Origin of the sequence: Agrococcus baldri (assembly GCA_900114805.1) — a bacterium.
GTDB lineage: Bacteria > Actinomycetota > Actinomycetes > Actinomycetales > Microbacteriaceae > Agrococcus > Agrococcus baldri.
In genome coordinates this window covers 126,917-144,985 of sequence record FOZN01000002.1, presented here as the reverse complement: position 1 = coordinate 144,985, position 18,069 = coordinate 126,917, and the positions used below count along the sequence as shown (strand labels likewise).

The following is an 18,069-nucleotide window of genomic DNA, read 5'->3' as shown; positions in this document are numbered from 1 at the left end:
GCTAGGCTGGCCGGGTGACCATCTCGCCCCTGTTCGACCCCGCCGAGTGGGCCGATGCGGCACCCGGCTACGACGACATCACCGTGCACCGCTCGCGCGACGGCCGCATCGCCCGCATCGCCTTCGACCGGCCCGAGGTGCGCAACGCCTTCCGCCCGCACACGGTCGATGAGCTCTACCGCGCGCTCGACGACGCGCGGCAGGACAGCCGCGTCGGCGTCGTGCTGCTGACGGGCAACGGGCCGAGCGAGAAGGACGGCGGCTGGGCCTTCTGCTCGGGCGGCGATCAGCGCATCCGCGGGCGCGACGGCTACAAGTACGCCGACTCCGAGACGGCCGAGGGCATCGACCCGGCCAGGAGCGGCCGCCTGCACGTCCTCGAGGTGCAGCGGCTGATCCGCTTCATGCCGAAGGTCGTCATCGCCGTCGTCCCCGGCTGGGCGGCCGGCGGCGGCCACTCGCTGCACGTCGTCTGCGACCTCACGATCGCCAGCCGCGAGCACGCGCGCTTCAAGCAGACGGATGCGGATGTCGGCTCGTTCGACGCCGGCTACGGCAGCGCCTACATGGCGCGCCAGACCGGGCAGAAGTTCGCGCGCGAGGTGTTCTTCCTCGCCCGCGAGTACAGCGCCGACCGCGCCCTGCAGGCGGGCGCGATCAACGCATCCGTCCCCCATGACGAGCTCGAGGCGACGGCGATCGACTGGGCGCGGGAGATCCTGACGAAGAGCCCGACGGCGATCCGCATGCTGAAGTTCGCCTTCAACGCGGTGGACGACGGGCTCGTGGGGCAGCAGATCTTCGCCGGTGAGGCGACGCGACTCGCCTACGGCACCGACGAGGCCGTGGAGGGGCGAGACTCGTTCCTGGAGAAGCGGGAGCCCGACTGGTCGCCGTACCCGTGGCAGTACTGACGCCGCAGGCGTCAACCGGATGACCAGAGCAGACTGAAGCAAGCGCAGCGCGACAAGGAGGTGCACCGTGGGAGTGGTCGTGGAGACCAGCGGATCCAGCGGCGTGCCCAAGCGCGTCGTGCTCTCTGACGAGGCGATCGCAGCCTCGACCGACGCGGCGATCGACCGGCTCGGCGCGCCCGGCCAGTGGGTGCTCGCGCTGCCGGACCACTACATCGCCGGCATGAACGTCATCTGGCGCAACGAGGTGAGCGGGGCACCGCTCGTGCGCACCGCCGGCGCGTTCACCGCCGAGGCCTTCGTCGAGGCGGTGCAGAGCCTCGAGCATGAGCGCAAGTACACCTCGCTGGTGCCGACGCAGCTCGCGCGGCTGGTCGACGCGGCGATGCTCGACCGCTCGTTCATCGCGCCCGTCGCGCGCCTCGACCGCATCCTGCTGGGCGGGCAGCGCGCCCCCTTCGGGCTGATCGAGCGCGCCGCGCGGCTGGGCTGGCGCATCACACGCACCTACGGCGCGACCGAGACCGTCGGCGGATGCGTCTGGGACGGCAGGCCGCTGCGCGACGTCAAGGTGCGGCTCACCGACCAGATCGAGATCTCCGGCCCGCAGCTCGCCGACGGCTACGAGGACGCGGCGCTCACCGAGCAGCGCTTCCACACCGACGGCGCCGGCACCCGCTGGTACAAGACCGGTGATGCCGGCTCCCTGATCGGCGGCACGCTGCAGGTCTCCGGCCGCATCGACGACGTCATCAACTCCGGGGGCATCAAGATCTCGCTCGCCGCCATCGAGCACGTGGTGCAGGTGTTCGCGCCCGACGCGGTCGTGGTCGCGGCGCCGCACCCGGAGTGGGGCGAGGTGCCGGCGGTGGTGACGACGCTCAAGCCCTCGCTGGCCGAGATCCGCGCGGCGGTCGCGAACGCGCTCGGCAAGCCCGCCAGGCCCAACCACCTGGTGACGGTCTCGGTGATGCCGACCACCGCATCCGGCAAGCCCGACCGCAAGCGGCTGGGCCGGCTGGTGGCCAGCCGCACGCAGGAGCGGCGCCGCCGCGGCCTCTTCGGCTGACACGGATCCAACGGCCATGCCGCGCGGATGCGCGCGATTTGTGCACATCGGCGCCGAATAGCCGTTGCGTTTCCGGCGCGGCTAGCATCGAGGCGATGGCCTCTCCTCGATCCGGCAACCCTGCCAAGCGCGCGCAGGTCGCCGGCACCGCGCCCAGCCCAGCGACCGCCCGCGACTGGGTCGCCGCATCGCGGCCCCGCACGCTCGGCATGGCGATCGCACCCGTCGCGCTCGGCAGTGCCGCAGCGTTCAACGCCCAGGGCTTCCACTTGGGCATCGCGCTCGCCTGCCTCGCGCTCGCGGTCTTCCTGCAGATCGGCGTGAACTTCGCCAACGACTACTCCGACGGCGTGCGCGGCACCGACGCGGTGCGGGTCGGCCCCGGCCGGCTCGTGGGCGCGGGCAAGGCCGAGCCGCGCGCGGTGCGCAACGTCGCGATCGCCTTCCTCGCCGCCGGCGCGCTCGCCGGCATCCTCGTCGTCGTGCTCTCGGGCCGCTGGTGGCTGCTGCTGGTCGGCCTCGTCTGCATCGCCGCCGCCTGGGGCTACACCGGCGGCAAGCGCCCCTACGGCTACTTCGCGCTGGGCGAGCTGATGGCGTTCCTGTTCTTCGGCCCGGTCGCGGTGATCGGCACCGTCTACGCGATCATCGGCCGCATCACCGCCGACTCGATCGCGCTCGGGGTCGCGATCGGCTCCATCTCGGCGGCGCTGATGCTGTGCAACAACCTCCGCGACATCGATACCGACCGGGCCGCGGGCAAGCGCAGCCTCGCCACCCTCATCGGCCGTCGACCCTCGAAGGCGCTCTACGTGCTGCTGATGCTGGTGCCGTTCGTGATCCTGTGGGTGTTCTCGTATGCGCTCGCCTACGGCATCGCCGTCTTCGCGGTGCTGCTGCTGGCCGGACCGGCGATGGTGGTCGTCGTGATGGCGCGCACACCGCGCGACCTGATCACGGCACTGGGGCTGACGGGCCTCACGGCGCTGCTCTACGGCGTCGGTCTCGCCGTCGCCATCTGGGGCGGCCCCGCCGGCTTCGTCTCCGTGCCCGGGGCCTGAAGCCCGCTCAGCGGCGGGCGGATGCGTCCGGGTCGTCGGTGCCGTCGGTCACCTCGGGTTCGCCCAGCGCGGCATCCTCGACGTCCGCGTCGTCGGGGCCGGCGCCCGCGCGCCTGCGCCCCTCGCGCATCCGCTGCACGTCGGCCGCGGCGGCATCGCGCAGCTGCGAGAAGAACACGATCGAGGCGGCGAACGCGAACACGAGCGCGACGATCATCGACAGCCACCACGGCACCTTCGCGATCATCAGCACAGCGAACGGCACGATGAACAGGAGCGCGCGCACGATCAGGTAGCGCATCGAGGGGGCCATGCACCAAGTCTATGAGCGCCCCATAGCGAACCGACGTAGGCTGTGGGCATGCGGTGGATCATTACCGGCGGAATCCTGGCCCTGGTGGTCACGGTGTACGCCCTCGTTGACCTGACGGTGACGGACGACCGCCGCATCCGCCATCTCAACCGCGTGCTGTGGGTGGTGCTGATCGTGGTGCTGCCGGTGATCGGCGCGGCCGCGTGGCTCGCGTGGGGCAAGGGGCCGCGTGCCTCTGCTCCGCCGATGGCGCCCGACGACGACCCCTCGTTCTCGCGCTCGACCACCGTCAGCGACGAGGAGACCGACCGTCGCATCGCCGACCTCGAGGCGCAGCTGGCCGCGCTCGACGACGAGGACTTCGGCGCAGCGCCCGAGGCCGAGCGCCCGGCGCCGCCCGCGGCGAGCCCCGAGCCCCGTGCGCCCGAGCAGCGGCCCGCGCCCAAGCCCAAGCCGAAGCGCGGCGCGAAGCCCGACGCCGGAGCGGCCGAGGACGACGTCGACGGCGAGGGCCACCGCGCGACCGGCGATGGCGGCGACTCCGCCCGTGCCTGAGGCGGCACGGCCGGCCCTGCCGGCTGCCGCCTACGCCGACCGCCTGGTCGCCTCGCTCGCCGCCGCGGGCGTCGCCGACCTGATCGTCTGCCCCGGCTCGCGCTCCCAGGCCATCGCGCTGGCCGCCGCCAGGAGTGCCCGCGAGGGCACCCTCGCGCTGCACGTGCGCATCGACGAGCGCAGCGCCGCCTTCCTCGCGCTCGGCCTCGCCCGCGAGAGCGGCGCCCCGGCGGCCATCGTCGTCACGAGCGGCACGGCGCTCGCGAACCTGCACCCGGCGATGCTCGAGGCGCACCACAGCGACGTGCCGCTGATCGCCATCACCGCCGACCGTCCGGCAGAGCTGCAGGGCGTCCGCGCCAACCAGACCGCGCGCCAGCCGGGCATCTTCGGCGATGCGGCGCGCATCGTGCGCGACGTGGGGGCGGATGCGCTGCACGATCCCGAGGGCGACGCGGTGGCTGCCGTGCGCGCGGCCCTCGGCTGGCGCGACGAGGCCCACACCGAGCCGGGCCCGGTGCAGCTCAACATCGCCTTCCGCGAGCCGCTCTCGGGCGGCGAGCCAGCCCAGGCACGACCGGTCGATCCCGTCGGCCGCCCGCCGATGCCGACCGCGACGCTGCGGCCCGCACCCGCCACCGTCGTGATCGCCGGAGCCGACGCCGGCCCCGCAGCGGTCGATCTCGCCGAGGCGATCGGCGCGCCGCTCATCGCCGAGCCCACCAGCGGCGCCCGCTTCGGCCGCGTGCTCGTGCCGCACGGGCGCGACGTCATCGCGCAGCTGGGGGAGGCGGTGCGGCGGGTCGTCGTGCTCGGCCACCCGACGCTCTCGCGCGCCGTGACCGGGCTCATCCGCCGGCCGGACGTCGAGGTGGTCGTGATCGGCCGCGCCGGGCAGGACAACGTGCGGGGCACCGGCGCCACGACCGTGCTGACCGGCCGCATCGAGGTCGAGCCGGCCGAGCGAGACGCCGACGACATCGGTCGCGCGTGGATCGAGCGGTGGGTCGCCGCCGGCCGCGCCCTCGCCGCCGAGCACGACGCCGAGAAGGCACCGGATTCGCAGCTCTCGCGCTCCGCCTACGCGAAGGCAGAGCTTGCCGAGGGGCGCGCGGCGATCACCCGCCGCGAGCTCGTCACCCAGGTGTGGGATCGCACCTGGCCGCACGATCGCCTGGTGGTGGCGGCCAGCCGCCTGATCCGCGAGCTCGACGCCTTCGCGGGCCCCAAGGCGGTGACGGCCCGAGCCAACCGCGGTCTCGCGGGCATCGACGGCACCGTCAGCACCGCATCCGGCATCGCCATCGTGCACCGGCGCACGGGTGAGCCCGGCCTCACCCGGCTGCTGATCGGCGACCTCGCCCTGCTGCACGACGCCGGCGGCCTGCACGTGCCCCCGGGGGAGGAGCGCCCGCCGCTGCAGATCATCGTCGGCAACGACCGCGGCGGCAGCCTCTTCGACCTGCTCGAGGTGGCCGGCAGCGCTGCGCCCGACGACTTCTCCCGCGTGCTGCGCACCCCGCACGAGGTCGACCTCGAGCATCTGGCGGCGGCGTATGGCTGGCCCTACGAGCGCGTGCGCGATCGCGCCGGCCTCCGCCGAGCGCTCTCGCAGGCGCGACCGGGCATCATCGAGGCTGTACTGGAAGGGGAGGCGGATGCGCAGCAGCTCTGAGCGCGCGGGTGCCGGCGGCAGGCGCGGCACGGCCGCGACCCGCATCGGCTCCGGCACGACGATCGTGATCACCGGCGGCGGCAGCGGCATCGGTCGGCTCGTCGCCCTGGGAGCCGCGCGGAAGGGCGCGCACGTCGTCATCTGGGATCGCGACGCAGCCGCGGCGCGGTCGGTCAGCCAGGAGGTCGCCGAGCAGGGCGGGCGGGGCACGGTGGTGCAGGTCGACCTCGCGGACGCCGACGCGATCGAGCTCGCCGCCGCCGAGACCCTCATGCTGGGCCCGGTCGACGTGCTGATCAACAACGCCGGCGTCGTCTCGGGCCGCCCGCTCACCGAGCTGAGCCCCGCCCAGATCGACCTGACCATGCGCGTCAACGCGATCGCGCCGATCCTCGTCACGCGCGCCCTGCTGCCCGCGATGCGCGACGCCGGACGCGGCCGCATCGTCACGGTCGCGAGCGCTGCGGGCTTCATCGGCGTCGCCGGCCAGACCGACTACGCGGCCAGCAAGTTCGCCGCGGTCGGCTTCATGGAGTCGCTGCGGGCCGAGCTGCGCAAGCAGGGCTCGCCCATCACGGCACTCACCGTCGCGCCGTTCTACATCGACACGGGCATGTTCGACGGCGTCACCACGAAGGTGCCTGCGCTGCTGCCGATCCTCTCGCAGGCGCGCGTCGCCACCCAGATCCTCGGCGCCATCGAGTCCCGTCGGTCGCTGCTGGCGCTGCCGCCGCCGGTGCGCCTGGTGCCGGCGATCAAGGTGCTGCCGTCCGCGCTGGCCGACCGGCTGGCGGATGCGCTGGGCGTCAACGAGGGCATGGACGGCTTCACGGGGCGGCAGCCGGCACCCGCCGCCGCGCCCGTCGAGGATGGGAGCGCCCGCTGATGCGCTGGCCGTGGCAGCGGCGGAAGGCGGCGCTGCCGCCCGTGCCGCAGATCTCGGAGCAGGCAGAGCAGCGCTGGATGCTGCCGCGCACCCTCATCGTGCTGCTGTCGATCATCGCGGCGATCGGCGTGCTCATCCTCCTCAACCAAGTCGCCATCTTCGTCGCTCCGATCTTCCTCGGCGTCAACCTGGTGATCGCGGTCATGCCGCTGCAGCAGTGGCTGCTGCGCATCGGCGCACCGAAAGCGGTCGCCGCGCTCGCCTCGGTGCTGACGGTCTACGCGTTCCTGATCGCGCTGTTCTGGTCGATCTACTGGTCGGTGCAGTCGCTCGTGAGCGAGCTGCCCGGCTATTCGACCGAGTTCAACAGCATGTACCGCGACATGATGGGCTGGCTCGAATCGCTCGGGATCTCCCAAGACGAGGCACTCGAACAGCTGCAGAGCGCGTTCAGCCCGGGCGCCATCGCCAGCGCGGTCGCCGCGCTCGCCTCCGACGCCGGCAGCGTGCTGGCGTTCCTGGCGACGCTGTTCGTGGTGATCTTCTTCCTCGCCTGGGACTCCATGGGGCTGCCGGAGCGCATCAAGCGCATCGCCACCACGAATCCCGGCATCGTGCGGGGCGTCGACCGCTTCGCGGCCGGTGTGCAGCGCTACTGGGTGGTGGCGACGGTCTTCGGCCTCATCGTCTCGGCGCTCGACCTGGTCGCGCTGTCGGCGCTCGGCGTGCCGCTGGCGCTGGTGTGGGCGGTGTTCGCGTTCGTGACCAACTACATCCCCAACGTCGGCTTCGTGCTGGGGGTGATCCCGCCGACGCTCATGGCGCTGCTGGCCAACGGTCCCATCAACGCGCTGCTGACGGCCATCCTGTTCAGCGTCATCAACTTCGTCATGCAGTCGCTCATCCAGCCCAAGGTGGCGGGGGATGCGGTGGGTGTCACCCCCGCGACCTCGTTCCTGTCGCTGCTCGTGTGGGCGTACGCGCTCGGCCCGGTCGGCGCGCTGCTGGCGCTGCCGGCGACGCTGGCGGTGAAGACGCTGCTGGTCGACCCGGATCCGAGGCTCGCCTGGGTGAGCAAGCTGATCGCGAGCCGGATCGACGACCCGGGCAGCGGTCGCCTCGGCACGGCGATCGGGCAGGGCGTGCAGGGCCGAGGCGCGCGCAGCACCTGACGCGCGCAGCACCTGTCGCGCCCAGCACCTGTCGAGCGTGGAGCCGTGGCAGCTAGTCTCTGCCCATGACCGCGATCACCGACGCCCTGCGCATCGCCCGCTCCGTGCGCCTCGCCGACATCGACCCGCATTCGACGCCGGGGTTCGACGGCGACAAGCAGGCCGGTGAGCGCGTGCTCGCCGCGGGCGCGAAGCCGCTCGCCGACCTGCAGGAGCGGCTCTTCGCCGCAAGCCGAGCAGGCGATGAACGCGCAGTGCTGCTGATGGTGCAGGGCATGGACACCGCAGGCAAGGGCGGCATCATGCGGCACGTGGTCGGGCAGGTCGACCCGCAGGGGGTCGCCATCAAGGCCTTCAAGGCGCCGACCGCGGCGGAGAAGCGCCACGACTTCCTCTGGCGCATCGAGAAGGCGCTGCCGACGCCCGGGATGATCGGCGTCTTCGACCGCTCGCACTACGAGGACGTGCTCATCCACCGGGTGCGCGCGCTGACGCCCGCCGATGAGATCCAGGAGCGCTACGGCAGGATCGTCGAGTTCGAGCAGCAGATCGCCGACCGCGGCATCCATCTGATCAAGGTCATGCTGCACATCTCGCGCGCGGAGCAGGGCGCCCGGCTGCTCGAGCGGCTCGACCGCGCCGACAAGCACTGGAAGTACAACCCGGGCGATGTCGACGAGCGCGACCACTGGGATGACTACATGGAGGCCTACCAGGTCGCCATCAACCGCACGGCCCGCGCATCCGCCCCCTGGTACGTCGTGCCGGCCGACCGCAAGTGGTTCGCGCGGCTCGCGGTGCACGAGCTGCTCGTCGAGGCGCTGCAGGGGATCGACCCGCAGTGGCCCGCCGCCGACTTCGATGTGGCTGCCGAGCGCGAGCGGCTGCTCGCCACCGGTGACGTGCCCGAGCCCGAGCCGGAGGTCGACGAGGCCGACGAGCAGCAGCCTGAGAGCAAGCAGGACAAGCAGTCGAAGAAGGCCAAGAAGGGCAAGAAGGGCAAGAAGCGCAAGAAGGCCAAGAAGGGCAAGAAGTCCACCAGCATGTAGCCCGCCGCGTGCGTGCGCGGGCCGTGTGAGTGGCCTGTGAGGACCGAGTGCTTGTCTGGCGGTGCACCGCCTCCACGGGGTGCGCACCCAGCCGACGCCGCCCGACAGAAGGAACCTCGCATGCATCGCACTCGAATCTCGATCAAGGGCGTCGGCGCCATCGTCGCGCTCGCCGCGGTCGCCGCCCTGACCGGTTGCTTCGGCAACCCGGTCGAGCAGCTCGTCGAAGACGCCGCGGAGAACCAGGCGCAGGAGGTGATCGAGAGCATCGCCGAGGGCAGCGGCGTCGATCTCGAGGTCGGCGGCGAGCTGCCGGCCGACTTCCCTGCAGAGGTTCCCCTGATCGACGCGCCGATCAGCGTCGCCACAGCGCAGGAGACCGACAGCATCAGGATGTGGGCGCTGGGGATGACCCCCGATGACGTGCCTGCCGCGATGCAGGAGGCTCGGCAGATGCTGCTCGACGCCGGCTACTCGGAGGACATGTGGAGCGAGACCGGCATGCTGCAGGGACAGTTCGCGAACGGCACCTACAGCGTGGGGATCATGGCGATGGAGGACACGGTGGCCTACAACGTGATCCTGCAGCGATGACGGATGCGGGCAGTCGCGGCGCCCGGGCGCGCTCCAGTCTCACTGCAGCCGGGCCTGCGCCGTCGTGACCTGCTCCAACCACAGCGGCACGTCGTTGTCCCGGCAGAAGGCTGCCGCCGCGCGAAGGTGCCCCCGGGCGGCTGCGGCATCCCCTCGCAGCGCTGCGAGCGTGCCCAGCCGCAAGTCGACCGGTCCCGCGTCGATGGTCGCGTTGTTGGCAAGCATCCCCTCATACGGCAGCAGCAGCTCGTAGAGCTCCTGCGCCGCGTCGATGTGGCGCAGGTGGACGGCAGCATCGGCCAGGAAGCTCAGGCCGTGCAGGTAGAGCACGTCGAGCGGCAGGCTGGCGAACTCTCCTGCTCGAAAGTCGTCGATGATGGCTCGCGCCTCGCTCCACCGCTCGACGCTGGTCAGCGCGAGGGCGTACGCGGCCCGCCATGCGGGGATCTGCTTGGCGAGCGGCGCCGCGTGCTCCTCCACCGCCTCTGCGAGTGCCGCCAGCTGCCCGCTCGCGTGCTGGAACGCGAACTGTTGACCGAGGTACCAGGTGAAGGCATCGGGCTGCTCGAGCGCCATCCCCAGCTCGAAGTGTTCGTTCGCCTGCGCATGCGCCGCGGCCAGGTCGCCGCGCATCCCCGTGCGGGTGGCGAGCCAGGTGCCGAGCAGCCACAGCCGCGCCGGGTAGTTCAGCTCGGTGGCGAGCCGGTGCGCACGCTCGAGCGCCCGGTCGGCGGCCGCGATGTCGCCCATCGTCATCGCCGACTGCGCGACGGCGACGGCCGATCGCAGTTGCAGGTCGGGGTTGAGGCTCGAGCTCGCGAACGCGTCGATGCTGCGGGCGAAGTCGTAGGTTCCCGCCGGATCCATCCACGTCGCGTAGAGCACCGTGTACCGCTGGTTCATGATCTCGCCGAGCACATCCGGATCGTCCAGCGTCTCGGCGATGCGCAGCGACTCAGCGCTGCGATGCAGCACTTCTTCCCGGCGCGCGGCGTCGCGCACGTTCTCCAGCGCCCACAGCGAGAGCAGTTGCGCACGCTCGGTCCGATAGCCCTGCTCGCCGGCACTCGGCAGCATCGCCAGCGCGGCGTCGATCACCGCCACGCGGTCGCGGTCGACCTCGGCGGTGCTGGAGTACCAGCCGCGATTGTTCGCGACGGCGGCGCGCACGAGCCGGTCGAGATCCGCCGCCCCGTACGCGAGCCGAGCGGCGGTCAGCAGCTCGGCGCGGTAGTCGGCGCCGGTGCGGTAGCCCGCTTCTCCTAGCCCGAGGTGCACCTCACAGCGCTGCTCCACCGGCGACTCCGGTGTCAGCAGCGCCTGCGCCGCGCGGTAGAGCTCCAGCGCGACAGCGGGCGCGCGCTGCTGCAGCGAGGCCGCGGCAGCCGCCAGCAGGTGCGGGATGGCCTCGTCGGCGCCGATCAGATGCACGGCACGCGCGTAGTGATGGGCCAGCATGTGCAGCCGGTCGGGCACGTGCGGGTGGGCTTCAGCGGCGCGCGCGGCCTGCAGGTGCAGCTGCGCGAGCCGGGAGGGAACGATGCGGTGCAGCACGGCAGCCTGCACGAGTGCGTGCCGGAAGCTGTAGCGCAGCCCGCCGGTGGTGTGCGGTGCCAGCAGCCGGAAGTGCTCGGCCGTCGACAGGAAGCTGTCCAGGGTGCGCGGATCGCGGATGCCGCTCGCCACCCCGACCAGGATCGGGTCGAACTCCTCACCCAGGATCGCCGCCATCTCCAGCAGCTCGCGATCGGCCTCGCTCAGGCGTGCCAGATGTCCCGCGACGATGCTCGCCAGGCTGGGCGGCACCGTCAGGCCGGTGCCGCCCACGGGTCCCGCTCCCCGGTCCACGAGGTGGCGGGCGGTGGTGAGCACGTAGAGCGGGTTGCCGGCGGTGGCGGAGACCACCTCGTCGATCGTCGGCGCGCCGAGCGCGCCGGCGCGCTCGTCACCCATCTCTGCGCGCATGAGCTGCTCGACCGCCACCGGCGAGAGGCCGTGCAGCGCCAGCTGCACGATCGAGCCCGACGGCTGGATGGCGCGCTCGATGAGCTCCGCGTGCGGCGTGCCGGGCAGGTGCTCCCGGTCGCGCAGCGTGACGATCCAGAGCACGGGGGAGTCCTCCGGCATGGACCACAGCTCCTCGAGCAGCCGCAGCGAGTCGGCGTCTGCCCACTGCAGGTCGTCGACGGACAGGCAGATCGGCCCGGCTGCGCTCGCGTTCCGCAACCAGTGGCTGAGTGCGAGCCTGACACGATGATGCTCGGCCTGCGGCTCGGGCGCTGCCGGGGCCGGTGAGATGCCGGGGAGCTGTGCCACGAACCCCGCAGCGCTGCCGCCGAGGGGCCGAGGCGTGCGGCCAGCTCCTGCGGCCCCAGCTGCGCGCAGTCGCTCCTGATCAGCTGCGCCAGCGCGCCATAGGGCACGCTGTGCGTGGCGTGGCAGCGGCTGGAATGCACCGGGGTCTCGCCCAGGGATGCGAGGAACCGCGTCGCCAGATGGGTCTTGCCGATGCCGGGCTCGCCGCTGAGCACTGCGACCCGCTGGCGCGAGCCGGCTGCGTGCTGCAGCCGCGTCAGCACATCCCACTCGGCGGCCCGGCCGAAGAGCTCCTGCTCCCCGGAGCCCGCGGCCGGCGCCTCGTCCGAGCTCGTCCCGTTGAGGATGTCGCGGTGGATCTGCTGCAGGCGTGCACCCGGATCCAGTCCGAGCTCATCGACCAGCATCGTGCGCGCCTGCGAGAACGCGTCGAGCGCTTCACCGCGCCGGCCGGCGTGGTGCAGCGCGACCATGAGCTGACCCCAGCGGCGCTCGTCGAGCGGATTCAGCTCGATGGCCTCGCGCAGCAGCGGCAGGGCCGCCTCTGGCTGGTCCGCCTCGAGGTAGGCCTCGACGAGCTGTGTGGCGGCCTGGTCGTAGAGCAGCTCCAGCCGTGCACGATGGTGGTCGAGCCCCGAGGAGTCCGGCACGTTCTCCAGCGCCGGGCCTCGCCACACGGCGAGCGCCTCCCGCAGCGTCCGGAGCGTCGAGCTCGCATCGGGATCCTGTTGGGCATCGCGCAGCAGGTCCTCGAAGCGAGAGGCATCCACCGCGGTGTGCTCTGCAGCGAGCTGGTACCCGGCCGCACCGTGCTCGATCGGCAGGGAGCTCGTCTGGCGCAGGCGGGACACGTGCGCCTGGAGCGCGTGCAGCGGGTCGGCGGGCGGATCCAGCCACAGGTCCCTGACGAGCACGTGCTCGCTGACCGCCTTGCCGCGAGCCAGCGCCAGATGCGCGACGATCAGTCGCTGCTTGGCGCTGCGGATCAGGGAGACGCCGTGCTCGGTGCGCACGCCGATCGGGCCCAGCATGAGAAGTTCGACCACGCTCGCGCACCCAGCCTCCCGGGGCGACGGCCCCTGACCAGAGTGGCATACAGGAAGCGCAAAGGTGCGGTTGCGGGACGATCACCCATTCTTCGTTCAGGCAGGCGGGCCTCTCAGTCCTCGCGGTGCAGGATTGTCGTCGCTCCTTCTGCGGTCACGGTGAGCGCATCGCCCTCGCAGCGGAACGTCGCTCGGGAGAAGACCGAGGGCTGGGGCGGGGCCTGATGGGCGACGGTCTGGCCGCCCATCGTCATCTGCGATGTCGTGGTGGCGCCGAGGTCGGTGTCGGTCAGTGTCATGCTGCCGTCCTCCGCCACCTCGTAGACGCCGGAATCCTCGCCATCCTTCACGATCGTCACGGTCGCGGAGTCCATCGTGATGGTGTGCTGCCACTCGTCGTAGTGGGTCGTCGTCGTGCCGTCGTCGCGGAACGTGACCGTGGTGACGCCCTCAATGTCGTCGACGGCGCTGCCGGAGACCGATGACATGAGCTCGCCGAAGTGCTCGTTGTCGACGACCCAGCTGCCCGTCAGGCAGGCCGCGCCGGCGAGCGCTTCCGTCGCCGGCTCCGCAGGCTCGGCTTCCGCATCTGCCTCGCCGTCGGCGTCGGCGGCGTCGTCCGCGGGCCGGCCGGCCTTCGTCGAGCCTCCGCCCGGGCCACCACCGGTCACGGCCGCCTGCTCGGAAGCCTCCGGGTCGATGCTGCTGCTGCAGCCCGACAGCAGCAGTGCCGCTCCCAGCGTGAGGGCGATGAGCGCCCCGAACTTCGGTCCAGCAGTGCGGTGGTCTCTCATCGGCGTCCTCGTCGTTCGTCGTCCGGTGCCAGTGGCATCACCATGCCGGGAGCCGCTCTCAGATCGCTCACAGACGCCGCGCACGGCGCTCGCGCCCGCTCGCACGCCGCGCGCGGGCAGCCGCCGGGCGGCATGCGGGCTACTGGCGGCCCGGCAGCCGCTCCGCCGGCCGCGGCGTCTCCGGCCTGGCGGCCGGCAGCGGGTCGGCCAGCGCGTCGGTGATCGGGCGCAGCTTCACGCCGGTCTCCGCGAGCTCGGCGTCGGGGTCGGAGCCCGCGACGATGCCGGCCCCGGCGAACGCCCGGATCGAGCCGTCTGCGGCGATGTCCGCCCCGCGCAGGGCGATCACCCACTCCCCACCGCCGTTGCCGTCGATCCAGCCGACCGGGCCGGCGTAGCGGCCCCGATCGATCCCCTCGAGGTCGCGGATGAGCTGCAGCGCGGCCGACCGCGGCGTGCCGGCGACCGCCGCGGTCGGATGCAGCAGGGCCAGCACGTCGAGCGTCGAGTGCTCGCCGAGGGTGCCGGTGATGTCGGTCGCCAGGTGCCACAGGTTGGGCAGCTGCAGCGGGAACGGCTCGGACGCCCGCGCGTCCGGCGCGAGCCGCCGCAGCACCTCGATCGCCGAGGCGGCGGCGAAGCGATGCTCGCGCATGTCCTTGTCGCCGTCCGCCAGCGACTCGGCGATGTCGGCATCGAGCGCCGGGGTCGCCCCGCGGGCGGCGGTGCCGGCGAGCACGCGCGAGAAGAAGTGCCCGTGGTGCGCGGCGATGAGCGTCTCGGGGCTCGCGCCGATCAGTCCGTCGACGGCGTAGGTGACGGCATCCGGGTAGCGCTGCACGAGACCCACGGCGACCGAGCGCACGTCGCCGTCCGGAGGCAGCTGGCCAACCCGGTCGCGCGCCACCACGATCTTCTCGGCCTCACCGGCACGGATGCGCTCGGTCGCCTCGGCCACGACCGCCCGGTACCGCGCGGCGTCGATGGCACCATCGCGCAGCTCGACGCGCACGTCGTCGACCGCGGTCGGGTGCAGCCGGCCCTGATCGCCGATCCAGGTCACCCACTCGTCGTCGCCGCGCCGACCGACGACCACCTGCGGGACGATCAGCACGCTCGTCGCCGCGGAGGCGTCGTCGAAGGCGAAGGCGCCGAAGGCGATCAGCCCCGTGCCGGGGACGCCGACCGCGTCGTCGACGAGGGCGTCCTGCGCGACGCGGCGCCACGCATCCGCTGCATCTGTGAAGCGCGAGGGGCCGTGGAACTCGAGCCGCAGCGCCTCGCCGCGACCGACGATGCCGTCGGCGCCGCGACGGACGGCCAGCGGCGCACGCGGGTCGGCATGCTCCAGCAGGCGCCCGAGCTCCATGCGCTCGGAGCGCACCCGCAGGCCTGGCATAGCGGCAAGCCTACCCAGGCGATCGCTCGGCCACGGGAGCCTAGGATGGTGGGGTGAACCGAGCTGACCTGCAGAAGGACCCCGAAGAGGTCGCGGGCATGTTCGACGCGACCGCCAAGCGCTACGACCTGCTGAACACCTTGCTCTCCGGCGGCAACGACCGGCTCTGGCGCATCCACATGCAGCGCGCCGTGCGACCGCAGCCCGGCGAGCGCATCCTCGACGTCGCAGCCGGCACCGGCGCATCGGCAGCGCCGATGGCGAAGGCGGGTGCGCTCGTCACCGCGCTCGACATCAGCCACGGCATGCTCGAGGTGGGGCAGGAGCGCCACCCCGACATCGAGTTCGTGCACGGCTCGGCCGAGGAGCTGCCGTTCGACAGCGACTCGTTCGATGCCGTCACCATCTCCTTCGGGCTGCGCAACGTGCAGAACCCGCGAGCAGCGCTGAGCGAGTTCTACCGGGTGCTGAAGCCGGGCGGGCGCGTGCTCATCTGCGAGTTCTCGCAGCCGCCCGTCGGCGTCGTGCGCAAGAGCTACGAGCTCTACCTGCGCAGCGTGCTGCCCGGCATGGCGATGGCCGCCAGCAGCAACCCGGAGGCCTACCGATACCTGGTCGAGTCGATCGCCTCGTGGCCCGAGCAGCAGGTGCTCTCGCAGTGGATCCGCACGGCCGGCTTCACGCGCGTCGCGCACCGCAACCTGACGCTGGGCGTCGTGGCGCTGCACCGCGGCCGCAAGCCCACGGAGGTCACGAGCGCCATGCGGCTCGCGCGCCACGCGCAGCAGGAGGAGCAGGGCGCTTGATGCCGTCGGTGACCTCGGCCTTCGGGCTCCGCGGGCCGCATTTCGCGACGCCCGCCGACAAGCGCGTCATCGACGCCGTCGACACCGGGCTCGAGCGGCTCGAGGTGCTGCTCGACGAGCACCTGCGGGTCGCCGACCCGGTGGTGGATGCGGCGACCCGGTACCTCAAGGAGGCCGGCGGCAAGCGTGCCCGGCCGCTGCTGCTGCTGCTGGCCGCTCACCTCGGCCGCGGCATCGACGACGAGGTGCTCGCCGCCGCCGAGGTCGTCGAGATCACGCACCTCGCGAGCCTGTACCACGACGACGTGATGGACGAGGCGGAGACCCGGCGAGGCGTGCCCGCCGCCCACATCGCCTGGAGCAACTCGGTCGCCATCCTCGCCGGCGACCTGCTGTTCGCCCGCGCCGGCGCGGTCTCCGCGCCGCTGGGTTCCGAGGTCGCGCAGCTGCAGGCCCGCACCTTCGAGCGGCTCTGCCTCGGCCAGCTGCAAGAGACCCTCGGGCCCGGCGAGGCCGACCCGGTCGAGCATTACCTGCAGGTGCTCAGCGACAAGACCGGTTCGCTCATCGCTGCGGCCGCCGAGCTCGGCGTGCTCGTGAGCGGCGCCGACGCCGGCTACCGCGACGCGCTGCGAGACTTCGGCGAGCGCATCGGCGTGGCCTTCCAGCTGGTCGACGACGCGATCGACCTCTCCGACGACCCCGAGACCGGGAAGGATCGCGGCACCGATGTGCGCGCCGGCGTGCAGACGCTGCCCGTGCTGCTGCTGCGTGCCCGCGAGGACGCGGCCTCCGTCGCCCTCGCCACCCGGCTCGAGTCGCCGACCGACGAGGCCGACCTGACCGCCGCGATCGCCGAGCTCGCCGAGCATCCCGTCGTCGACGAGGCGATCGCCGAGGCCGAGCGCTGGCAGCAGCAGGCGCTCGAGGCGCTCGAGGCGCTGCCCGCCGGCACCGTGCGCCGCGCCCTCGAAGCCTTCGCCAAGCACGTCGTCGCGCGCACCCGCTGAACCCGCACACCTCAAGAACATGGGCGGCGCCGCCGCCACGCACGCTGAAGGAGAACCGTGAGCGCACCGCTCCGCATCGCCGTGGTCGGCGCCGGCCCCGCCGGCATCTACGCCGCCGACATCCTGAAGAAGGCCGCCGCCGAGCACGGCCGTGAGACCTTCATCGACCTGTTCGAGCAGCTGCCGGCGCCCTACGGGCTCGTCCGCTACGGCGTCGCCCCCGACCACCCGCGCATCAAGGGCATCATCGCGGCACTGCGCGAGGTGCTCGAGTCGGGCACCGTGCGGCTGTTCGGCAACGTGCGCTTCGGGCAGGACATCACGGTCGAGGACCTGCAGCGGCTCTACCACGGCGTCATCTTCGCCACCGGTGCCACCAAGGATGCACCGCTCGAGATCGACGGCATCGACCTGCCCGGCTCCCACGGCGCGGCCGACTTCGTCTCCTGGTACGACGGCCACCCCGACGTGCCGCGCGAGTGGCCGCTGGAGGCCAAGGAGATCGCGGTGATCGGCAACGGCAACGTCGCGCTCGACGTGGCGCGCATGCTCGTGAAGCACCCTGAGGATCTGCTGCCCACCGAGGTGCCGGCCAATGTCGTCGACGGGCTCAAGGCGTCGCCTGTCACCGACGTGCACGTCTTCGGCCGCCGCGGACCCTTGAGCGTCAAGTTCACGCCGCTCGAGCTGCGCGAGCTCGGCGAGCTGCGCGACGTCGACATGATCCTGCACGACGAGGACTTCGGCGTCGATCCCGACGAGGAGACGCTGAAGCAGAACAAGCAGATCCTGGTCATCTCGCGCGTGCTCGAGCAGTGGCGGCAGCGCGAGACCGGCCAGGCGAGCCGCCGACTGCACCTGCACTTCTGGTCGCGCCCCGACGCGGTGCTCGGCGACGGCAGGGTCGAGGCGCTGCGCGTCGAGCGCACCCGGCCGACCGAGGACGGGCTGGAGGGTAAGGGGGAGTACCGCGAGATCCCGGTGCAGGCGCTCTATCGCGCCGTCGGCTATTTCTCCTCGCCCCTGCACGATGTGCCCTTCGACGAGCGCCGCGGCGTGATCCCGAACATCGCCGGCCGGGTGCACGACGGCTCGCGCCCGGTGCCGGGCATGTACGCGACGGGATGGATCAAGCGCGGTCCGGTGGGCCTCATCGGCCACACGAAGTCCGACGCGAAGGAGACCGTCGAGCAGCTGCTCTCCGATGAGCACTCGTGGTGGAGCCCCGAGGACTACGACGCGGATGCGGTGCCGGCGCTGCTGGCGGAGCGGGCGGTGGAGTGGACCGACATCGACGGCTGGATCCGCCTCGACGACCACGAGAAGTCGCTCGGCGAGCCGCACGGCCGCGAGCGCATCAAGGTCGTGCCGCGCGACGAGATGATCGCCGTCTCCCGCGACCAGCGCTGA

The 18,069-nt window shown here is 72.3% G+C and carries 15 protein-coding genes and 1 pseudogene; 12 read left to right on the top strand and 4 right to left on the bottom strand.

Features of this window, described 5'->3' with window-relative positions; translation table 11 throughout:
- Positions 1-14 precede the first annotated feature (14 nt).
- The 3 genes from BM288_RS04765 (at position 15) to BM288_RS04755 (ending at position 3,044) form a co-directional block, all read left to right on the top strand.
- Positions 15-914: a 1,4-dihydroxy-2-naphthoyl-CoA synthase gene (locus tag BM288_RS04765; RefSeq protein WP_092916483.1), complete on the top strand. Its 900-nt coding sequence runs from the start codon at positions 15-17 to the stop codon at positions 912-914.
- Positions 915-981: 67 nt separating this feature from the next.
- Positions 982-1,983, top strand: coding sequence for an AMP-binding protein (locus tag BM288_RS04760; protein ID WP_092916481.1), 1,002 nt, complete (start codon positions 982-984; stop codon positions 1,981-1,983).
- A 95-nt stretch (positions 1,984-2,078) separates the two neighbouring features.
- Positions 2,079-3,044, top strand: coding sequence for a 1,4-dihydroxy-2-naphthoate polyprenyltransferase (locus tag BM288_RS04755; RefSeq protein ID WP_092916479.1), 966 nt, complete (start codon positions 2,079-2,081; stop codon positions 3,042-3,044).
- 7 nt (positions 3,045-3,051) lie between these two features.
- On the opposite strand, the gene BM288_RS04750 is transcribed toward BM288_RS04755, so the two are convergent.
- Positions 3,052-3,357, bottom strand: a complete 306-nt coding sequence (locus tag BM288_RS04750) for a DUF4229 domain-containing protein (protein ID WP_092916477.1) — start codon at positions 3,355-3,357, stop codon at positions 3,052-3,054.
- A gap of 48 nt (positions 3,358-3,405) precedes the next feature.
- Between BM288_RS04750 and BM288_RS04745 the strand changes: the two genes are divergently transcribed.
- The 6 genes from BM288_RS04745 (at position 3,406) to BM288_RS04720 (ending at position 9,288) form a co-directional block, all read left to right on the top strand.
- The gene (locus tag BM288_RS04745; RefSeq protein ID WP_092916475.1) at positions 3,406-3,912 is read left to right on the top strand and encodes a PLDc N-terminal domain-containing protein; all 507 of its coding nucleotides are present in this window, start codon (positions 3,406-3,408) and stop codon (positions 3,910-3,912) included.
- Positions 3,905-5,587 carry a 2-succinyl-5-enolpyruvyl-6-hydroxy-3-cyclohexene-1-carboxylic-acid synthase gene (gene menD / locus BM288_RS04740; protein WP_318255336.1) on the top strand — a complete coding sequence of 561 codons (1,683 nt, stop codon included), beginning with the start codon at positions 3,905-3,907 and terminating at the stop codon, positions 5,585-5,587. Before BM288_RS04745 ends, menD begins: the two co-directional genes overlap by 8 nt.
- Positions 5,571-6,473 (top strand): SDR family oxidoreductase, encoded by a 903-nt coding sequence (locus BM288_RS04735; RefSeq protein ID WP_092916471.1) that lies wholly within the window; start codon positions 5,571-5,573, stop codon positions 6,471-6,473. The genes menD and BM288_RS04735 overlap by 17 nt, the downstream gene beginning before the upstream one ends.
- Complete coding sequence (locus tag BM288_RS04730; RefSeq protein WP_092916469.1) at positions 6,473-7,645, top strand: AI-2E family transporter; 1,173 nt, start codon at positions 6,473-6,475, stop codon at positions 7,643-7,645. The genes BM288_RS04735 and BM288_RS04730 overlap by 1 nt, the downstream gene beginning before the upstream one ends.
- A gap of 65 nt (positions 7,646-7,710) precedes the next feature.
- Positions 7,711-8,694: a PPK2 family polyphosphate kinase gene (locus BM288_RS04725; RefSeq protein WP_092916467.1), complete on the top strand. Its 984-nt coding sequence runs from the start codon at positions 7,711-7,713 to the stop codon at positions 8,692-8,694.
- A gap of 120 nt (positions 8,695-8,814) precedes the next feature.
- The gene (locus tag BM288_RS04720) at positions 8,815-9,288 is read left to right on the top strand and encodes a hypothetical protein (RefSeq protein ID WP_092916465.1); all 474 of its coding nucleotides are present in this window, start codon (positions 8,815-8,817) and stop codon (positions 9,286-9,288) included.
- Between the two features lie 39 nt (positions 9,289-9,327).
- On the opposite strand, the pseudogene BM288_RS14575 reads toward BM288_RS04720, so the two are convergent.
- The 3 genes and pseudogenes from BM288_RS14575 to BM288_RS04700 form a co-directional block, all read right to left on the bottom strand.
- A pseudogene (locus BM288_RS14575) lies at positions 9,328-12,635 on the bottom strand (BTAD domain-containing putative transcriptional regulator).
- A 128-nt stretch (positions 12,636-12,763) separates the two neighbouring features.
- Positions 12,764-13,444 carry a hypothetical protein gene (locus BM288_RS04705; RefSeq protein WP_092916459.1) on the bottom strand — a complete coding sequence of 227 codons (681 nt, stop codon included), beginning with the start codon at positions 13,442-13,444 and terminating at the stop codon, positions 12,764-12,766.
- Positions 13,445-13,583: 139 nt separating this feature from the next.
- Complete coding sequence (locus BM288_RS04700) at positions 13,584-14,843, bottom strand: isochorismate synthase (RefSeq protein WP_092916457.1); 1,260 nt, start codon at positions 14,841-14,843, stop codon at positions 13,584-13,586.
- Positions 14,844-14,896: 53 nt separating this feature from the next.
- On the opposite strand from BM288_RS04700, the gene ubiE reads away from it, so the two are divergent.
- Genes ubiE through BM288_RS04685 form a run of 3 tightly spaced genes read left to right on the top strand, consistent with a single transcriptional unit; the run spans position 14,897 to position 18,069 of the window.
- A complete protein-coding gene (gene ubiE / locus BM288_RS04695; RefSeq protein WP_143103024.1) occupies positions 14,897-15,649 on the top strand; it encodes a bifunctional demethylmenaquinone methyltransferase/2-methoxy-6-polyprenyl-1,4-benzoquinol methylase UbiE in 753 nt (250 codons plus the stop codon).
- A complete protein-coding gene (locus BM288_RS04690; RefSeq protein ID WP_092916455.1) occupies positions 15,649-16,659 on the top strand; it encodes a polyprenyl synthetase family protein in 1,011 nt (336 codons plus the stop codon). Before ubiE ends, BM288_RS04690 begins: the two co-directional genes overlap by 1 nt.
- A gap of 57 nt (positions 16,660-16,716) precedes the next feature.
- Positions 16,717-18,069 carry an FAD-dependent oxidoreductase gene (locus tag BM288_RS04685; RefSeq protein WP_092916453.1) on the top strand — a complete coding sequence of 451 codons (1,353 nt, stop codon included), beginning with the start codon at positions 16,717-16,719 and terminating at the stop codon, positions 18,067-18,069.

Coding starts and splice junctions, on each gene's coding strand:
- BM288_RS04755 (WP_092916479.1), top strand. CDS start 2,079: ATGGCCTCTCCTCGATCCGGCAACCCTGCCAAGCGCGCGCAGGTCGCC.
- BM288_RS04750 (WP_092916477.1), bottom strand. CDS start 3,357: ATGGCCCCCTCGATGCGCTACCTGATCGTGCGCGCGCTCCTGTTCATC.
- BM288_RS04745 (WP_092916475.1), top strand. CDS start 3,406: ATGCGGTGGATCATTACCGGCGGAATCCTGGCCCTGGTGGTCACGGTG.
- BM288_RS04735 (WP_092916471.1), top strand. CDS start 5,571: ATGCGCAGCAGCTCTGAGCGCGCGGGTGCCGGCGGCAGGCGCGGCACG.
- BM288_RS04730 (WP_092916469.1), top strand. CDS start 6,473: ATGCGCTGGCCGTGGCAGCGGCGGAAGGCGGCGCTGCCGCCCGTGCCG.
- BM288_RS04725 (WP_092916467.1), top strand. CDS start 7,711: ATGACCGCGATCACCGACGCCCTGCGCATCGCCCGCTCCGTGCGCCTC.
- BM288_RS04720 (WP_092916465.1), top strand. CDS start 8,815: ATGCATCGCACTCGAATCTCGATCAAGGGCGTCGGCGCCATCGTCGCG.
- BM288_RS04705 (WP_092916459.1), bottom strand. CDS start 13,444: ATGAGAGACCACCGCACTGCTGGACCGAAGTTCGGGGCGCTCATCGCC.
- BM288_RS04700 (WP_092916457.1), bottom strand. CDS start 14,843: ATGCCAGGCCTGCGGGTGCGCTCCGAGCGCATGGAGCTCGGGCGCCTG.
- BM288_RS04690 (WP_092916455.1), top strand. CDS start 15,649: ATGCCGTCGGTGACCTCGGCCTTCGGGCTCCGCGGGCCGCATTTCGCG.